Annotated in this window: 15 protein-coding genes and 1 pseudogene; 2 read left to right on the top strand and 14 right to left on the bottom strand. The window is 62.5% G+C overall.

The window, feature by feature from the left end; genetic code table 11:
• Positions 1 to 70: 70 nt before the first annotated feature.
• The gene (locus tag ACX12F_RS06220; protein ID WP_459368753.1) at positions 71 to 703 is read left to right on the top strand and encodes a TetR/AcrR family transcriptional regulator; all 633 of its coding nucleotides are present in this window, start codon (positions 71 to 73) and stop codon (positions 701 to 703) included.
• Here ACX12F_RS06220 and ACX12F_RS06215 read toward each other — a convergent pair.
• The gene (locus tag ACX12F_RS06215) at positions 690 to 1037 is read right to left on the bottom strand and encodes a hypothetical protein (protein ID WP_459368752.1); all 348 of its coding nucleotides are present in this window, start codon (positions 1035 to 1037) and stop codon (positions 690 to 692) included. The two genes, ACX12F_RS06220 and ACX12F_RS06215, sit on opposite strands and share 14 nt — an antisense overlap.
• Positions 1038 to 1138: 101 nt before the next feature.
• Between ACX12F_RS06215 and ACX12F_RS06210 the strand changes: the two genes are divergently transcribed.
• On the top strand, positions 1139 to 2503 hold the full coding sequence (locus ACX12F_RS06210; RefSeq protein WP_459368751.1) for an FAD-binding oxidoreductase: 1365 nt from the start codon (positions 1139 to 1141) through the stop codon (positions 2501 to 2503).
• Between the two features lie 191 nt (positions 2504 to 2694).
• On the opposite strand, the gene ACX12F_RS06205 is transcribed toward ACX12F_RS06210, so the two are convergent.
• The 13 genes and pseudogenes from ACX12F_RS06205 to ACX12F_RS06145 all read right to left on the bottom strand — a co-directional run bounded on the left by ACX12F_RS06205 (position 2695) and on the right by ACX12F_RS06145 (position 15770).
• Entirely contained in the window at positions 2695 to 3099 is a 405-nt protein-coding gene (locus ACX12F_RS06205; protein ID WP_459368750.1) for a hypothetical protein, read from the bottom strand.
• 550 nt (positions 3100 to 3649) lie between these two features.
• On the bottom strand, positions 3650 to 4711 hold the full coding sequence (locus tag ACX12F_RS06200; RefSeq protein ID WP_459368749.1) for an ABC transporter ATP-binding protein: 1062 nt from the start codon (positions 4709 to 4711) through the stop codon (positions 3650 to 3652).
• Positions 4712 to 4729: 18 nt separating this feature from the next.
• Positions 4730 to 5611 (bottom strand): alpha/beta hydrolase-fold protein, encoded by an 882-nt coding sequence (locus ACX12F_RS06195; protein WP_459368748.1) that lies wholly within the window; start codon positions 5609 to 5611, stop codon positions 4730 to 4732.
• 75 nt (positions 5612 to 5686) lie between these two features.
• Positions 5687 to 6302, bottom strand: a pseudogene (locus ACX12F_RS06190) (CAP domain-containing protein).
• A gap of 80 nt (positions 6303 to 6382) precedes the next feature.
• The gene (locus ACX12F_RS06185; RefSeq protein WP_459368747.1) at positions 6383 to 6718 is read right to left on the bottom strand and encodes a DUF732 domain-containing protein; all 336 of its coding nucleotides are present in this window, start codon (positions 6716 to 6718) and stop codon (positions 6383 to 6385) included.
• A 67-nt stretch (positions 6719 to 6785) separates the two neighbouring features.
• Positions 6786 to 7451 carry an Rv1363c family protein gene (locus ACX12F_RS06180; RefSeq protein ID WP_459368746.1) on the bottom strand — a complete coding sequence of 222 codons (666 nt, stop codon included), beginning with the start codon at positions 7449 to 7451 and terminating at the stop codon, positions 6786 to 6788.
• A gap of 62 nt (positions 7452 to 7513) precedes the next feature.
• Entirely contained in the window at positions 7514 to 8182 is a 669-nt protein-coding gene (locus tag ACX12F_RS06175) for an Rv1363c family protein (protein WP_459368745.1), read from the bottom strand.
• Positions 8149 to 9588, bottom strand: a complete 1440-nt coding sequence (locus ACX12F_RS06170) for an MCE family protein (RefSeq protein ID WP_459368744.1) — start codon at positions 9586 to 9588, stop codon at positions 8149 to 8151. The genes ACX12F_RS06175 and ACX12F_RS06170 overlap by 34 nt, the downstream gene beginning before the upstream one ends.
• A gap of 1 nt (position 9589) precedes the next feature.
• Positions 9590 to 10708 carry an MCE family protein gene (locus ACX12F_RS06165; RefSeq protein WP_459368743.1) on the bottom strand — a complete coding sequence of 373 codons (1119 nt, stop codon included), beginning with the start codon at positions 10706 to 10708 and terminating at the stop codon, positions 9590 to 9592.
• Positions 10709 to 10713: 5 nt separating this feature from the next.
• Positions 10714 to 12021, bottom strand: coding sequence for an MCE family protein (locus ACX12F_RS06160; protein WP_459368742.1), 1308 nt, complete (start codon positions 12019 to 12021; stop codon positions 10714 to 10716).
• Positions 12018 to 13307 carry an MCE family protein gene (locus ACX12F_RS06155; protein WP_459370257.1) on the bottom strand — a complete coding sequence of 430 codons (1290 nt, stop codon included), beginning with the start codon at positions 13305 to 13307 and terminating at the stop codon, positions 12018 to 12020. Before ACX12F_RS06155 ends, ACX12F_RS06160 begins: the two co-directional genes overlap by 4 nt.
• Positions 13304 to 14332, bottom strand: a complete 1029-nt coding sequence (locus ACX12F_RS06150) for an MCE family protein (RefSeq protein WP_459368741.1) — start codon at positions 14330 to 14332, stop codon at positions 13304 to 13306. Before ACX12F_RS06150 ends, ACX12F_RS06155 begins: the two co-directional genes overlap by 4 nt.
• 49 nt (positions 14333 to 14381) lie before the next feature.
• Positions 14382 to 15770: an MCE family protein gene (locus tag ACX12F_RS06145; RefSeq protein WP_459368740.1), complete on the bottom strand. Its 1389-nt coding sequence runs from the start codon at positions 15768 to 15770 to the stop codon at positions 14382 to 14384.
• Between the last annotated feature and the right edge of the window lie 2 nt (positions 15771 to 15772).

Below are 15772 nucleotides of genomic sequence, written 5' to 3'. Positions count from 1 at the left end.
AATCTGTCATCAAGCGTTGATAGATGTCATGAGGCAACCATCTGTCAACACGTGTGTCAAGATTGATTCTGTGAGTGGGCCACGGCAGTACGGCGGCTTGAGCGGTGCCGACCGCATCGCCGAGCGGCGACGACGCTTCATGGCGGCCGGCCTGGACCTGATGGGCACCAAAGGCATCCCCGCGACGACCCTGCGGGGCGTCGCCGAGCGAGCCGGACTGGCCGCGCGCTACTTCGCCGAATCGTTTCCGACGATCGAAGACCTGCACATCGCGGTGTTCGACGACATCGTCGCCGAGCTGGAACAGCGCGGACTCGCCGCGATCGCCGATACCGAAGGTGGTCCGCGGGCCCGCTCACGCGCGGCCCTCGGGGCGCTGGCAGACCTCGTACTGGCGGACCAGCGCAAGGGCCGCGTGATCTTGATCGAATCCGGCTCCTCACCAGCACTCGGCCCGCGCCGCCTCGCCGAGGCTCAGCGCTTCGCCGGCATTGTCGCCGGGCTGAGCGGACCGGGTGGCTCCCCCACCGACTTGCGCCTGGCCGCGCAGTTCGTCATCGGCGGGGTCGGCGAGACGCTCACCGCCGTCCTCCTCGGAGCGATCAAGGTCGACCGCGAGCACCTTCTCGACATGCTGAACGACCTGTTGTTTGCTTCGCTACGCGCAGTCCGGCCGCCCGCCGGCGCGATCAGAACGGGATGACGGACTCACTGTTGAGGTTCAGCCACACCCGGCGCGCCCAGCGCCGCACCGGACCGGCGGACAGATGGGCGATCAGTTCCCGGTCGTCGATCAGATAGCCCCCAGGCACCCGCTGCCAGAGGCCGGCCAGCCAAAGCTCCAGGGCCACAACCGTTGTCACCGAACCGGGGGCAATGGCATCGAGGACCGCATCGGCCACGAAAGCCGGGCGACGGGTACGCACGCTGCGGCTCACGGCACGCACATGGAGTTCGATCGCGGTCGCTGACACATGCGCCCCGCGAGGGCTGCCACGCAGCGCCTCCATCTCGGCCAACATGGCCTTGCTGTACACGCTGCCAAGCGTACCCGTAACACTGTCGTTACACGGGATTAATACGCATGGCACATGGCGCGCGCCGTAACCGGTCGGCGCGCTGCTCCTAGACTTGCCGGGTGCACACCGCGCTGCCGAGCCTCATCGCCGACCTACCCGCTGACGCCGTCGTCACCGATCCGGACATCGTCGCGTCCTACCGCCAGGACCGGGCTCTGGATCCGGACGCCGGCACGCCCATCGCAGTGGTGCGGCCGCGGAGCACCGAGGAAGTGCAGACGATCCTGCGCTGGGCCAGTGCACACACGATTCCGGTGGTACCACGCGGCGCCGGCACCAGCCTGTCCGGCGGCGCGACGGCTGTCGACGGCGGCATCGTGCTCACCACCGAACGCATGCGCGACATCGTCGTCGACACGGCCACCCGTACCGCCGTGGTGCAGCCCGGGCTGCTCAACGCCGAGGTGAAGAAAGCCGTTGCGGCCCATGGGCTCTGGTACCCGCCCGACCCGTCGTCATTCGAAATCTGCAGCATCGGCGGCAACGTCGCCACCAACGCCGGTGGCCTGTGCTGCGTGAAATACGGCGTCACCACCGACTACATCCTCGGCCTGCAGGTGGTCCTGGCCGACGGCACCGCGGTACGGCTCGGCGGCCCGCGACTGAAAGACGTTGCGGGACTGAGCCTCACCAAACTGTTCGTCGGCAGCGAAGGCACGCTCGGCGTCGTCACCGAGGCGACGCTGCGCCTGCTGCCACCACAGCATCGCGGGTGCACCGTGGTCGCCAGTTTCGACTCGGTGCGCGCCGCAGCCGATGCCGTCGTGACCATTACCGGCCGGATTCGGCCGTCGATGCTGGAGTTCATGGACGACGTCGCGATCAACGCGGTCGAGGACAAACTCAAGATGGGCCTGGACCGCAGCGCCAAGGCAATGCTGGTGGCGGCGTCCGACGATCGCGGCGCCGCGGGTGTCGAGGACACCGAATACATGGCTCGTGTCTTCACCGAAGCCGGTGCGACAGAAGTGTTTTCGACCGACGACCCCGACGAGGGCGAGGCCTTCGTGGCCGCCCGGCGGTTCGCCATCCCGGCAGTGGAGGCCAAAGGCCCGCTACTCCTGGAGGACGTCGGTGTGCCGCTGCCCGCGCTGGCGGACCTGGTCGACGGGGTAGGTGAGATCGCCCGTAAGCACGACCTGCTGATCTCGGTGATCGCGCACGCCGGAGACGGCAACACCCACCCACTGATCGTCCACGACCCGAACGACGCCGAGAACACCCGGCGGGCCAACATCGCGTTCGGCGAGATCATGGACCTGGCCGTGTCGCTGGGTGGCACCATCACCGGGGAGCACGGCGTCGGCCGACTCAAGCGGCCGTGGCTGGCCGGCCAACTCGGCCCGGAGGTCATGGAACTGAATCGCCGGATCAAGGCGGCACTCGATCCCGATAACATCCTGAATCCGGGTGCGGGCATTTGATTCGGGCATTTGTAGGTCCTCAAATTCCATGGCATCTGCCGAATCTCTGAGCCGCCGCGATGCTGTATGTGTCACGTTGTGTCATCAGGCGCCGCCTTCGGCCGGCTTGTGGCAATGCCGCAGTACGCGATGGAGCCGTGGCGGTGGTGGCGCCCCGCCTGCATGATCCGCGTTCTTGTCGGCCTGAACTGCTAGGCGGTTTGCCGTCGCGGCCTGATTTCCCACGGATAGGCTGCCGATCTTTCGGGACCGGACACCGGCGAGGCCGCAGAATGTTCCGTGCATGACAGTGATCGATTGATCACCCGTGGTCGGTGCTGGGCGCCAGGCACAGTGAACTCATCGACGAGCAACCTGAGGCGCTCGTGATCCGCATGGAGTGCGTATGCCTGCAGCCACGTGTTGCACAGCTGCACCAGGAGCGGATGCAACGGAATTCGTTTATCCGCAATCAGGCTGACCAAGATACGAATCGCGGTAAATGGGTCGCCGGCACCGATGCTAACGAAGACGTGGTTGCGCTCCCGTCGATCCAATTCATGTTTGGCGGCCTCAACAAGCGACCAGGCCAAGTCAATTTCCTGCATCTTTTGCATGGCAACTGCCCATCGTGTGGTTCACTTCGACCAAGTGCTAAGTCGCACTGGCCATTTGAGGTTGTCGTCAAGTAGACGCCGACAGACGTACCCCCGTGTGGCGTCTCCGCCGTGCCCGCCAGCTCCTTGTCGAAAATCAACCCTCGACAAGACGGTGTCGCCGATCACTGGTGGTCAAAGTCCACATATCTGCCGCCGTCGGTCGCGGGTTCGCTCACATCGGGTTCCGCCACAAGTGCGGGCCTGAATGCGACGACGATGCAAGGTCTGCACTCAGCGATTCCCGGAGGAACGATTGAAGGGCCGCAACTCAGCTCGATTGGTGGTAGGAGTCCGATCCTCATTTGTGTTGGCTCCCTTCACGGCTATTGATAGAGCCTGAACGTCAAACCGGTCAGCAGCTGACGTTCTACTTGGTGATTCAGTCCGCGGGCTCTGGTCGAACCCGGCTTCAACGTTCAACTGCGTCGCGGTGCGTTGGGCGGCTGTCATGCTGTTGCCCTGTCTAGTGACCCGTGTCGGATCGCGTTGCGCCTGTGATCATTTCGTCTCATGTGCAATCACTTCGCATTGACACCGAAGCATCAAGCAGTTCGCGGGGCAGGCTGATCCGCGCCGTCTGCTCTTGACCGGGGTTGTTGTCGAGGTCTTCGAGGATGGCGGCCTGCGCGGCCGGGGGCAGGGTGTGCAGGATCGAGCGCACGCGAGCCTGACGACGAGCCACCGCCTGGCGCACCGGCATCCCCGGGGTCACCTCGATCTGCGGCGGCACCCCCTCGACCTCTTCGACACCACCATCAGCGTGACCCAGATCCGACGCGGCCTGCTCAGCAGCAGCAGTCGCGGCGTCCTTCTCCTCCGACATACCGATCGGACCGATACGACGACCGTTGAGGAACTGCTTGACCGCCGGCTCCTCACTGGTCAACAACACCTCACGAGGCCCGAACATCACCAAATGCTTGCGGTACAGCATGCCGATGTTGTCCGGCACCGTCCGCACCACATTGATGTTGTGCGTCACGATCAAGATGGTCGCGTCGATCTGGGCGTTGATGTCGATCAGCAGCTGCGACAGGTAGGCGGTACGGACGGGGTCCAGACCGGAGTCCGGCTCGTCGACCAGGATGATCTCCGGGTCCAACACCAGGGCCCGGGCCAGGCCGGCACGCTTACGCATACCACCGGAAATCTCACCGGGGAACTTGTGACCGTCGTTGGGCATACCCACGATGTCGAGCTTTTCCATGACGATCTTGCGGATCTCGGACTCGGACTTCTTGGTGTGCTCACGCAGCGGGAACGCCGTATTGTCGTAGATGTTCATCGAGCCGAACAGCGCACCGTCCTGGAACAGCACACCGAACAGCGTCCGGATCTCGTAGAGCTCCTTGGCCGAGCACTCGATGATGTTGGTGCCGTCGATGACGATCGAACCGCGCTCAGGACGCAGCAAACCGATCAGCGACTTCAAGAACACCGACTTACCGGTACCGGACGGACCCAGCATGACGCTGACCTCACCGGCGGGGATGGTCAACGTGACGTCTTCCCAGATCTTCGACGACCCAAAGGACTTACTCAGTCCGGTCACATCGATTTGGATACCCATCGAAAACTCCTCTGGTCGTTATCGAATCGCGTGGACGAGGTCTGCCGAGAGCGCGCGCAGCTGCGGGCCCCAACTACTCCAGTCGTGCTGACCACCGGTCGGAAAATCGAAGTGCCCGTTCTGGCCGCCGGCCAAGCGGAAGTTCGAATAGAAGCTGCGGCTGCTTCCTTGGGCCTGGTCGCAGTAGCCGATCATCGCCGCCGGATCACTGCAGGACACCGTCTGCGGACTGAACACCCACAGTCGGGTGTCGTTGTCGATCAACAGCCGCAGATGCGCGTCAGGGTCATGCGATTTCCACCGGCCAAATTGGGCAGCGCCCCACATCGCCTGGGTATTGACCCCACCGAACCGTTGCATTCCCTCCGTGATCGCGCCGTTGAGGAAGGTGTTGCCCACCGTCAGAAAGCCCGACATCGATCCGGCGTATCGAAACCGGTCCGGATGGAAGGCCGCCAGCGTCAATGCGGCAGTGCCGCCCTGGGCGGCACCGACGATGCCGTCGCCTCCCGATGCCAGACCTTTGTTGGCGGCCAGCCAGTTCGGTAGCTCATCACTCAGGAACGTCTCCCACTGTTTGCCGGCATCCTGTTCCCAGTTGGTGTAAAGGCTGAATGCGCCTCCAGCAGGTGCCACTACCGAAATGCCCTTACCAGCAAGGGTGTTGATCGCGTTGCCGGCAGTTACCCAGTTGCTCACGTCGGGGCTGGCGTTGAAGGCGTCGAGGAGGTAGACCGCGTGGGGGCCGCCGCTCATGAAAGCCACAGGAATATTGCGGCCCATCGCGGCCGACGGCACCATCAGCGTTTCGAAGCCGGCGGCTTTGGCGTGGCCGGCAGTCCATAGCGATACTGCGGCGACGGCGGCAAGTGCTGTCCGGAGTATGGCGATTCGTGCCATCAGCGCGACTCCTTTGCTCGAACGGTATGGGGTGGTGTTGCCATGTTGTGTTGCTGGCCAGGAATGTCGCGATGCCTATACGGGTGGGTATGCGGGCGGTGGGTATACGCCGCGCAGTGCCCAGGGCAACCAGTTCATGAAGTATTCGATTTCGTCGCTAGCGTCGTAGTCGGGCGTGGGGTCCATTCTGTTCTCCTCAATTCAGGCGATCAGGGCGTGGCGATCCGGCGCAGCACCGAGGTCAGCCGGGCGCCCCGTAAACAGCGACGAGGACGGTGCGGTTCAGACTGTTTTCTGACCACACCCCGATCTGGCTGTACGCGCAGTTCGACATGATGGCCATGTAGTCCGGGCGGTAGTACCACTGGTTCAAGATGTCGAGGTTGTTGATCGCCAGTGACGGGTTAATGGCCACGGTTTCGGCGACAGTGCCCGTGTAGCCGGCGGCTCGAGCCCGGTCCTGTGAGCTGGACCCGTCCGAACCGACATCGGCGTCCAGATCGCGATTGTTGAGGACGTCCAATGTGTGCCACTGCGCGGCCAACTGCAGTTGGGGGTTGACCTTGACGTCGTTGGTGCATCCGGCGTGGTGTTGGACGGTGTACACGTTGTCTACCACCGAGTTGTTCAGGCGGTGGTTGTCCGCATTCGCGGCCGGCTCACACACTCCAGTCGAAGTGGTCACGGCCATAATCGTCAGGGCGGCCGACGCCCCGGCCAGGAAGCGATGGCTAGGCGACAACAACGCGCAACCTTCGCCGGCGTGCATGCTCATCGGAGTGGTCCTGGGTTCTGGTATCCGGCCGCGGACTGGCGTAGTTGCCATATCTGAGCGGGGCAGAGTTCGTCGACTGCTTGGTTGACCAAATATGCGGCTTGATAGCCGTCGACCGTGCCCTGATCGCGTTTGACCGCGTTGATGATGTCGCCGTAGCCGATTTTGCGCTCCACCTGGTCGCACAAGGTGTAGCCGTAGCGCACAGCATCATCGGCGCCTGTGAAGTGGTATCCGGGCCGGACGGTGATGTTCACCAGGTAGCCCACCGCGTCCGCGCGCGCCGCACTCATGGCAACCGGGCTCAGCCCGCACAGCATTCCCCCTGCCACGGCGGCGAGCAGGCGACGGACTACAGCCGTCTTAATTTGGCAGATAGGCGATTTCGAGTTCATGGCGTTAGATCGGCTCGAATTTGGAGACCATCCATTGTCCGTCCACCTTGTCGAGGCTGACACGGACGCTGGAGGCAGTGTTGGTGGGCGGATCAGTTCCGATGGTGATGGTCTGGTCGACGAAGAGCAGGACCACCGCGTGGTGTCCATCGGCGCTGGAAGGTCCGGCGGCGGCGACAGTAGCCTGCGAAATAATGTGTCGCTCTTTGGCTCCGGGGATGACGACCTTGTCAACCAGGGCGGTATAGGCATTGCGGAAATCACCGGTGAGCCGATCTTGGGCGGCCCCCAGGTCCTTGTCGACGCTATCCGGCTTGTACGACAGCATCGCGGTGGTGATTTGCTTGGCGGCCTCGACGGCGTGCGCGCGGGAGGTCTGTTCGGCATGGAAAGTGCCGTCGGCGTATTTCAGGTATCCGATGGCTCCGCCGATCATCATCACCAGGACTGGCAGGATGATGTACACGATGCGCGTTTTCCATCGGGCACGTCGTGGCGGGCGCGGGGTATCGGGCGTGTCGGCGCTGTCGTGTTCGGCGCTGTCGACGGCGTCTTCACTGGGCGCTGAAAGCTCCTCTGCCACTGCCAAAGTGATGGAATCGGTCTCCACGGCGGCTTCCTCGACCGTCTCGCTGGTACCAGCGTCGTGGGCTTGGGTGTGAACGGACATGGCGGAGTTCCCGTCGGTTGTGGTGCAGCGGTGGTGGCTGGTCCGAATGCGGAGTGCCTGAATCATGCGACGAACTCCACGTTGGCGACCTTGGCGCTATTCCCGTTATGTTCAACGCCGATGCGCATGCGCCAGGACCGTGGCGGTGCGGTCTGGGCACCTGCCCCGGTGGAGGTTTTCACCGTTACGGCCACCAGAACTTGGGCGTGACCGGCTTCTTCGGATTCGATGCTGGCTTCGGCGACGGTTCCCTCGGACTTGGATTTTGCTTCCTTGACGGCGGCGATAAACGGTTGCGAGCGTTGGGCGAAATCGTCGTAGAACGTGCCGGTCGCCGAGTCCAGGATCCGTTGCACGTCAGCGTCTGCGCGGGTGAAGTCGATGGTGGTCAGGTTGATGGCCCCCTGACGTGCCACCGCGACGTAGAGCGCATCACGTTGCGACTGTTGGTGATTCAGGTAGACCCGGTAGCCCAGCCACCCCGCCAGCCCTGACGCTGCGAGGAACATGAGTAGGCCCAACGCCCCAGCGGCGGCCAGCCGACTGAATCGCCGCCGCAGCGACGCGGGCGCCTCGGTGTCCCCCTCGGCATCCACTGCGGTGTCGGCCAGCGCCATATCGCCGTCGCGAGAACCCTCATCAGCCACGATCGAGCCCTCGGGTTCTGGTGCCGTTGAGTCGTTTACCGCGCGCTCGGTCAGGGCTTCGCCGGCATCAACATTGTCTGCCATGTCTGCTCCTTCGCACTCTGGGCAAGGTCGGATTGGGTGTAAGTGTTGCCGTCAGGTCCGACGTAGTTGCCGGTCGTCGGGTCGTATTGGGCGACCGCTATCGGTCGCGGTTCGGCCGATAGAGGTGGTCCCGAGCCGGGCGGCAGCTGGGGAATGGCTTGTCCGGTTGAGGTGGCGTTGGGATCGCCTTTCCAGTTGTAGCCGTCGTTGAGGGGCACGTACTGTTCGTTGCTTTCGCACATCTTGACTGTCGGTGCACGCTTGCCGGGAACGGTCAAGCATGGATAGTTACGTGCGCCGCGAACGTTGAGGGCGGAGTCCTGTGGTACACGGCAGTACAGGTCGCCGGCGGGTCGGTCGGGGTAGTCCACATCGCTGGCGCTACGACGCTGTTGCGCGGGCAGGAAGCCTGTCGAACAGGTCGGCGGCAGATTCAGATTGAGGTGGAAGTCGAGGTACACGCCTTTGTACGCCTGTTTCGTGCCATCGTTGGCGACTACACCCGCCTGCAGCATCGAAACTGCCTGCGGCAAAAGCACCAGCAACTGTTCGACGGCGGGTTGATAGGCGACAGCGACCTGTCCGAGGCTGACCAGGTTGGACAGTACGACCGGCAGAGTGGGCTTGAGCCTCTCGATCAGCTGACGCGCCTGCTCCGAGGTCTGCGACCCCTTGTCGATGAAGCCAGCCAGGTCACTGTCGTGGGTTTTCAGCTGTCGGGTGATCGTCGCCAGGTTTCCTGCCCATGTCGAGACGGCGTCAGCTGTGTTGATCTGTGCGTCCAGCAGTGGCTGGGACTTGTCGATCACGGTGGTGATCGACTCGAGGTTCTTTCGGGCATCGAGCGCCAGCTGGGTAGAACTTTTGACCAGTCGGGAGAGCTCGGGTCCCAATCCACCTACCGCAGTGGATGATTCGTCGATTACGGTCTTCAGGTCGTCTTGCGGTATGGCGCGCAGGCCGTTGTTGGCCGATGCGATCAGTGTGTTGATGTCTGGTGGCACCGAGGTACGTGCGAGCGGGATCACGGTCCCGTCCGTGAGTTTGTTGCTCGAATCGCTGCGGGGCAGTAATGCGACGAACTGCTCTCCGATGGCGGTTTGGCTGTGTACCTGCGCGTCGAGGTCCGCGGGGATCGGGACGTTTGATTTGAGCTGCAAGACGGCCGCGACGCCGGAGTCGGTCAGGATCACCGATTCGACGCGGCCTACTTCGGTGCCGCGGTAGGTGACGTTAGCCCGCGGGTACAGCCCTGCGGCCTGAGGTAGCTCGATGGTGACGTTGTAGTAACCGATACCCAGATAGGCGGGTGCGCGCATGTAGCCGAAGAGCATGATCGATCCAGCAATAGCGGCCACTACGGTGAAGACTGCGAATTGGATTCGTACACGGAGACTTTGATGCATCTCAATGACCTTGATCGAAGTGGTAGGGAGCCACCAGAGGGTTGCCGGCGGTGGCTGGGCTGGGTAGCTGCCCGATGGTGCGGCCCCACTGCATTTCCAGTTGGGTGAGGTTGCCTTCCCATCGTGTGCCTGTGAAGAGCGCATTGTCGAGGCGGCTCAGTGTCAGGTCCAGAACCAGCGTCAGGTTTGCAGAGTCTCCCCGAAACCACTTTCGGACGTTTTCGGTCGGCCACGGGTAGGTGGCGAGCATGCTCAACGAGCGGGTCAACGCCGGTCCCGCGTTGGCCAGGGATTCCAGTACCGGCCCTGCGTCGTTGAGTTCGGCCAGCAGGGCATCCTTGGTTTTGTTGACCGTGTCGTGAGTGAGCGCGCTGAATTGGCCGAACCTGTCGAGGGCTTCCGCGAGGTTCTGACGCTGTTCCGAAAGCACTTGCAGTGCATCAGGAATGGTCTGCAGGGCCTTGTCGAGTACGGGCTTTCTGTCTGCGAATTGACCGGCCAGGTTGTTGAGGCCGTCGGTGGCAGCGATGATGTCGCCTTTTTGATCGTTGAGATGCCCTATGAATACGTCGAGTTGACTGATGAGGCTACGTACATCTTGTTCGCGGCCGGCGAACGCGGTGTTCAGAGCTCGGGTGATGTCCTGCACCTGCCCCAGCCCCCCGCCGTTGAGGACCGTCGACAGCGCCCCTAGTGTCTGCTCGACCGTCGGGTAGCTGCCTGCCCGGGCGAGCGGAATGAGCGATCCGTCGTGCAGTGTTCCCTGCGGGGCCTGGCCGGCTGGCGGCGCCAATTCGACATGCAAGGTGCCCAGGAGGCTGGTTTGTCCCACTTTAGCGGTGACGTTGCCGGGCAGCCGGACGTCACCGTTGACCACCATGGTGACCAAGGCGTGCCACCCCTGCCGTTCGATCTTGGTCACGTGGCCCACGGTTACGTCGCCGACACGCACCCGTGAGTTCTGTTGGATATTAGTGACATTGGGCATCTGTGCTTGAACGGTGAATGAGCCGGGACCGCCACCTTCGGTGCCAGGCAACGGTAGCGAGTTCAGGCCTCGCCACTCACATCCGGTAAGGCATCCCAGGACCGCGGCCAGCGCCACGACGAGACGAGCCATAGCTATCACGATCCACCTCCAGGCGGCATCATCATTCCCGAAAGTCCAGCGTTGGGGTCGGTCTGAACCGGCGCCTCTGCGGCCAACGGCGGTCTTGCATCGGGTGCAGCGGCCCCGATTGGTGTCGGGTTGGCAGGGGCGGACGGGCGGTAATCGGGCCGCATCCAATCTTCGGTGTAGGTCACCTCATTCGGTCTCGCCATCTGGGACACGAACGGATTGATGCCGAGTGGCGGGAAGTTGAACTGCCGGTTCTTCACGATCGGTGCCAGGTATTGAACGCACAGTTTGGCTGCCTGCTCACCACCTAGTCGCGACGCGGCTTGGATTGCGCCGCACAGGAACGACAACGGGTTCGCGAAGTTGGTCACCGAAAGAACGCCGGTAATAGCGCCGTTCGTCGGCGAGTAGATGTTGATCAGGTTCTGCGCGGCGTTGGGTGCCACGTGGAGGGCCTGTTTGATGTCGTCGAGGCTGCCGACGAGAAGCTGGGAAATCGATGTCAACTTGTCCGAGCTGGTACCGATCGCATCACGGTTGTCGGCGACGAATTTGGCTACGTCCCCCGCCGCAGTGTTGATGTCAGCGATGACGCGGCCGACCGCAGCGGGGTCGCTGGCGAGATATCCGGTCACGGCGGCGAGGTTGCGGTTTAGTTGGGCCATCGCCCCTGCACTCGACTGCAGTGCCGACACCAAAATAGACAGGTGCTTGACCGTGGTGAAGATATCGTCGCTGTGGTCTCCGAGGGCCGACATCGCTTGTGACAGTTTGATTATCGCATCCCGAATACCCGGCCCCTGGCCACGCAGGTTGTCTGCGGCCGTGTTGATGAACTGCCCGATGGGGCTGACGCCTCCTGGCGCGGTTGGCTGCAGTGCCGCGTTGAGCTTCTGCAGCTGCTCACGAAAATCATCCCATTCCATGGGGACGGCAGTCCGATCTTGCGGGATTACCGCACCGTCACGGATCCGGGCTCCACCGGTGTAGGCCGGGGTTAATTGAATCGAGCGCGACGTGACCAATTGCGGGGACAGGATCACGGCTTTCGCATCGGCTGGCACCGCAACATCACTGTCGATCCAGAAGGTGACCTTGGCCCGCTTGGGCTGGGGCTCGATCTTATCGATCTGGCCTACGGGCACGCCGAGGACGACGACGTCATCACCAGCGAAAATGCCATTGCTGTTGTCGAAATAGGCGGTGACCAGGGTCCGTCCGGTCTGCTGCAGGAACCGCATCGCGGTGATCGTGCCTCCGACAACGGCGGCTATCAGAATGGCGGCCAGGATAATTCGAGCGCGGCGACTCACGGTTGTCCTCCGGTGGTTAGCGGCTCACCAGGGGCCGGCACGTAGACGGGGGTTGGGATGGGAGGCGGCGGGACGTCGGCTGGGGCCCCCGGGGGCGGGCCGCCTGCTGGCGGCGCCGGGTCGGGTTCGTGGTACGGATAGCGCGGGTCGCCAGGATGACCGGTGATCGCATCGGGCAGGTTCATCCGCGGATCGCCGCCCTGGCCGGTGCGTGGGTACGGCATTGGCAGCGCCGGTGTTCCGGGCTGGCCAGTTTGCGGATCGTGCAATTGGGACGGCAACAGGGTGTGCGGGTCTAAGCCAAGATCTGAGAACGCAGCATCGACGAACGGCTGGACAAATTGGCCGGGCAACAAGTTGGCGAGGTACGCCTTGAAGAAGGGCCCCGAGCCAACCGACTCACCCAGGGACATCAGATAACCGGTCAGCAGGTGAAGCGATTTCTTGATTCCCTGTTTGTGGTCGTCGACCAAGGTCAGGACATCGTTGAGTTTGTCCAGCGCCGGTTTGAGTTGCTGTCGATTGTCCGCAATGAACCCTGAGAGTTGCTGGGCCAGCGCCGACAAATTGCCGGCGCTGTGTTCGAGTGCATCGCTCTGTGTTCGCAGCTGTGCCAGAAGCGCATTCGTGTCCGCGATCAGGTTCACGATCTGATCGCTGCGCTGCGCCAGTACTCCGGTGGCCTTGTTCGCATTTTCCAGCAGAGACCGGAGGCTCGCGTCACGTTCATTGAGGGTCTTCGAGAAACGTGAGACCCCGGCCAGCGCTCGCCGCAGGTTGGCCGGTGTGTCTTTGAAGGTAGTCGACAAGGTGCTCAAGGCGGTGTTGAGCTTGTCGGTGTTGAGGGCATTGACGGTACCTGCCAAATCGCCTAAGGCATCGGGCAATTGGTAAGCCGACCGGGTGCGGTCCAGCGGAATGGTTGCCGATAATGTGCCCTCGCCCCGCGGAAGGACCTCCAAGACTTTGGCGCCTAAAAGACTCTTTGTGCGAATCTGGACCTCGGTCTGCCGGCCCAGGTGCACTTCGCTCTTGATCTTGAAGTCGATAAGGACCCGCGGCCCGTCCAACCGGACGCTGGTCACCTCGCCGACGCGGAAACCGGAGACCTGGACGGCAGCGCCGGTGCGCAGTCCACTGGCCTCGGCAAAGTACGCCGAATACTGTTCTCCCCGATCAATAAATGGCAGCTCCTTGTACTGCAGCGCACCGACCACCAAGGTGGCAGTGATCGCCACGCCGGCAATGCCGACCATCACCGGATTGCGTTCCGAAAGCGATTTCATTTTGGCGCGCACCGTCCCGTCGTTTGGCTGGCGACCTTCACAAATACCGGCTGACCGCCCTTACCGTTGAGCTTGAGGATCGCGTCACAGAGGTAGAAGGAGAAGTAGTCGCCGTATATTGCCTGCCGCGACAGCGCTTGATATGCGTCGGGCAGGATGTTGAGCAGATTGTTCATATAGTCGCGGTCGCCAACCACGACTCCCGCCGTCCGATCAGCCTCTTTCACAGCATTTTTCACTGCTGGCCGGGCCTGTACCAGTAGATCAGCGAGGGACGCCGCGGCGGCGTTGGTGTGCGCGATGGCGTTGCTGATATCGGTCTTGCGTTCGGCGAGGCCCTTTACCAAGTGCGCGAGTTGATCGATAGCTTTGTCGAATTGAGCGCTTTGCTGCCCCAGGGAGCCGAGCACTGTGTTGAGGTTGGTGACAACTTGGCCGATGAGCTGGTCGCGGTCAGCCAAGGTGCTGGTGAACGCGGCAGTCTGGTCTAAGAACGTTCCTATGGCGTCACCTTGGCCTTGAAATGCCTGGATCAGCTGCTCGCTCAACGCATTGACCTGATCGGGGTCGAGCGCACGGAACAAAGGCCGGAACCCACCGATCAGCGCATCGAGATCTAGCGCCGGCGTAGTACGGTCGACGGGGATCACTTGTCCAGGAGCGAGTTTACCGACGCCGCCGACGCCCTCCGTCAGTTCCAGATACCGGTCGCCGACGAGATTGTCGTAGCGGATAGCGGCTCCCGTACCCTGGGTCAACGTCACTGTATCGTCAGCCGAAAACCTAACGTGCACCACAGCTTTGGTATCGACACTAATCTTCCCAACTTGCCCGACCTCCACCCCCGCGATACGGACGAATTCGCCCTCTTTCAATCCGCTGACGTCGGTGAATTCTGCGACGTAGGTCCTTTGGGTCTGGAACCGCAACTGCGCGAACACGAGGATCAGCGCGAAGGTTCCGACTCCACATAACGACAGGAAGATACCAAGTCGGGCTATCGTCCCACGTAGTTTGTTTCTCACGGTCGTACCTCGTGGCTGTTGGTTGAGTTCATGGTGGCGGCGGTTGAGGTCATGGTGTCGGCGGCACCGCGACTGGCTCAGGTGCAGCAGGTGGCCCGGTAAGCGGTGGCGCCGGTGGGCCACCGGGGGGCGGCTGATACAGCGGTGCGCCATCCGGTCCGTATTGCGGTGCACCGTAGGCGGGGCCTCCCGGATATGAGTCGGGGCCAGGTGCGGGTGGACCGGGGTAACGGATGCTCGGAGGCTCCGGATTGGCCCGAGTTACAGGAAAGTAGTTGGCCCAGCCGGGGAATCCGATGCCCGGATTAGGCCGGAAGTCCGTGCCGGTGCCAAATCCGGTGTTGGTGATGAGCTGTCGGACCGGCCAATTCTTGCTTGCGTCGGGTAGTGATCCACAACCCGGCTTACCGTCGGGGCCGCCTTTAGCCGCTACGACAGGGAGGTTTTCCGGGTAGCGGTAGGGATCGGAGCCGAACAGGACCGTGCCGTCGGCAATGACGGTGCGGCCGTTTCCGCCTACGGCATCTCGTCCGCCGTGGTCGAGCCACCACTTGGCACCTACCAGGGTGCACGTGTACTCCGGGTTGTACTTGAGCAGTAGATCGGCAGTTGGTTGCAGCACATTGATGGCTTGCACGAGATTGCTTTGGTTGTGGGCGAGGAAGTCTACTGCGGTGTCGCCCAAGCCAATCGTGCTCAGCAGCAGTGCTTCGAGTTGTTTCGAGTGTCCGGAGATGGTGGCTGCGGTACTTGTGACCGCGTCCATTGTCGATACGATGTCGGGCGCTGCGGTGCTGTAGGTATCAGCGAATCCCTTAAGCGAACGCCAGTTTCGATCGACATTATCCATCCGCGGGTTGATCGCCAGCAGCACCTGGTTTGCTGCCGTGGTGGCCTCCCCTATCCTCTCGCCTTGCCCGCGTACGCCGTCGGCGAGCGCCGAGAGCACGGAGTTGAGTTTGGCGGGATCGATCTGGTGGAGCACCTCTACCAGATTCTGAAATACGGTGTTTACTTCAGTGGCCACATTGCGAGACATCAGCACCGCTCCGGCGGTAATACGTTGGGGGCTGGGCTTTTCGGGGAGAGTGAGCTCGACGTACTTGGCACCGAACGCGGTTGTGGACTTGATCTCGGCGCCGACATTAGCCGGGATGAATCGCGTTTGGTCCGGGAACAGTTCCAGGCGCAGGCTTACCGGCCGAGTATCTCCGTCAATGCCAGCGACTCGGCCGACCTCCACGCCCCGCAGTTTGACCTTGGCACCGGTTTCCATTACCAGTCCGGCTCGTTCCGCGGTCAAGGTAACCGGCACGAAACTGTTCAGTGAGCCGGTGAATTGGGCGGCCGTGACGAAAATGATGGTAGTGATCGCGACGAGCAATACGATCGGCCATGCGGCTAGAGGGACGCGGTGCTGTCCAGATTGAGGTTTCATGT

It is taken from the genome of Mycolicibacterium sp. HS_4_1 (genome assembly GCF_054515875.1).
This window is presented reverse-complemented; position numbering and strand designations above follow the sequence as displayed.

Bases quoted from the DNA above. Each gene is read 5' to 3' on its own strand.
- ACX12F_RS06205 (WP_459368750.1), bottom strand. From the start codon at position 3,099: ATGCAAAAGATGCAGGAAATTGACTTGGCCTGGTCGCTTGTTGAGGCC.
- ACX12F_RS06200 (WP_459368749.1), bottom strand. From the start codon at position 4,711: ATGGGTATCCAAATCGATGTGACCGGACTGAGTAAGTCCTTTGGGTCG.
- ACX12F_RS06195 (WP_459368748.1), bottom strand. From the start codon at position 5,611: ATGGCACGAATCGCCATACTCCGGACAGCACTTGCCGCCGTCGCCGCA.
- ACX12F_RS06180 (WP_459368746.1), bottom strand. From the start codon at position 7,451: ATGTCCGTTCACACCCAAGCCCACGACGCTGGTACCAGCGAGACGGTC.
- ACX12F_RS06175 (WP_459368745.1), bottom strand. From the start codon at position 8,182: ATGGCAGACAATGTTGATGCCGGCGAAGCCCTGACCGAGCGCGCGGTA.
- ACX12F_RS06170 (WP_459368744.1), bottom strand. From the start codon at position 9,588: ATGCATCAAAGTCTCCGTGTACGAATCCAATTCGCAGTCTTCACCGTA.
- ACX12F_RS06165 (WP_459368743.1), bottom strand. From the start codon at position 10,708: ATGGCTCGTCTCGTCGTGGCGCTGGCCGCGGTCCTGGGATGCCTTACC.
- ACX12F_RS06155 (WP_459370257.1), bottom strand. From the start codon at position 13,307: ATGAAATCGCTTTCGGAACGCAATCCGGTGATGGTCGGCATTGCCGGC.
- ACX12F_RS06145 (WP_459368740.1), bottom strand. From the start codon at position 15,770: ATGAAACCTCAATCTGGACAGCACCGCGTCCCTCTAGCCGCATGGCCG.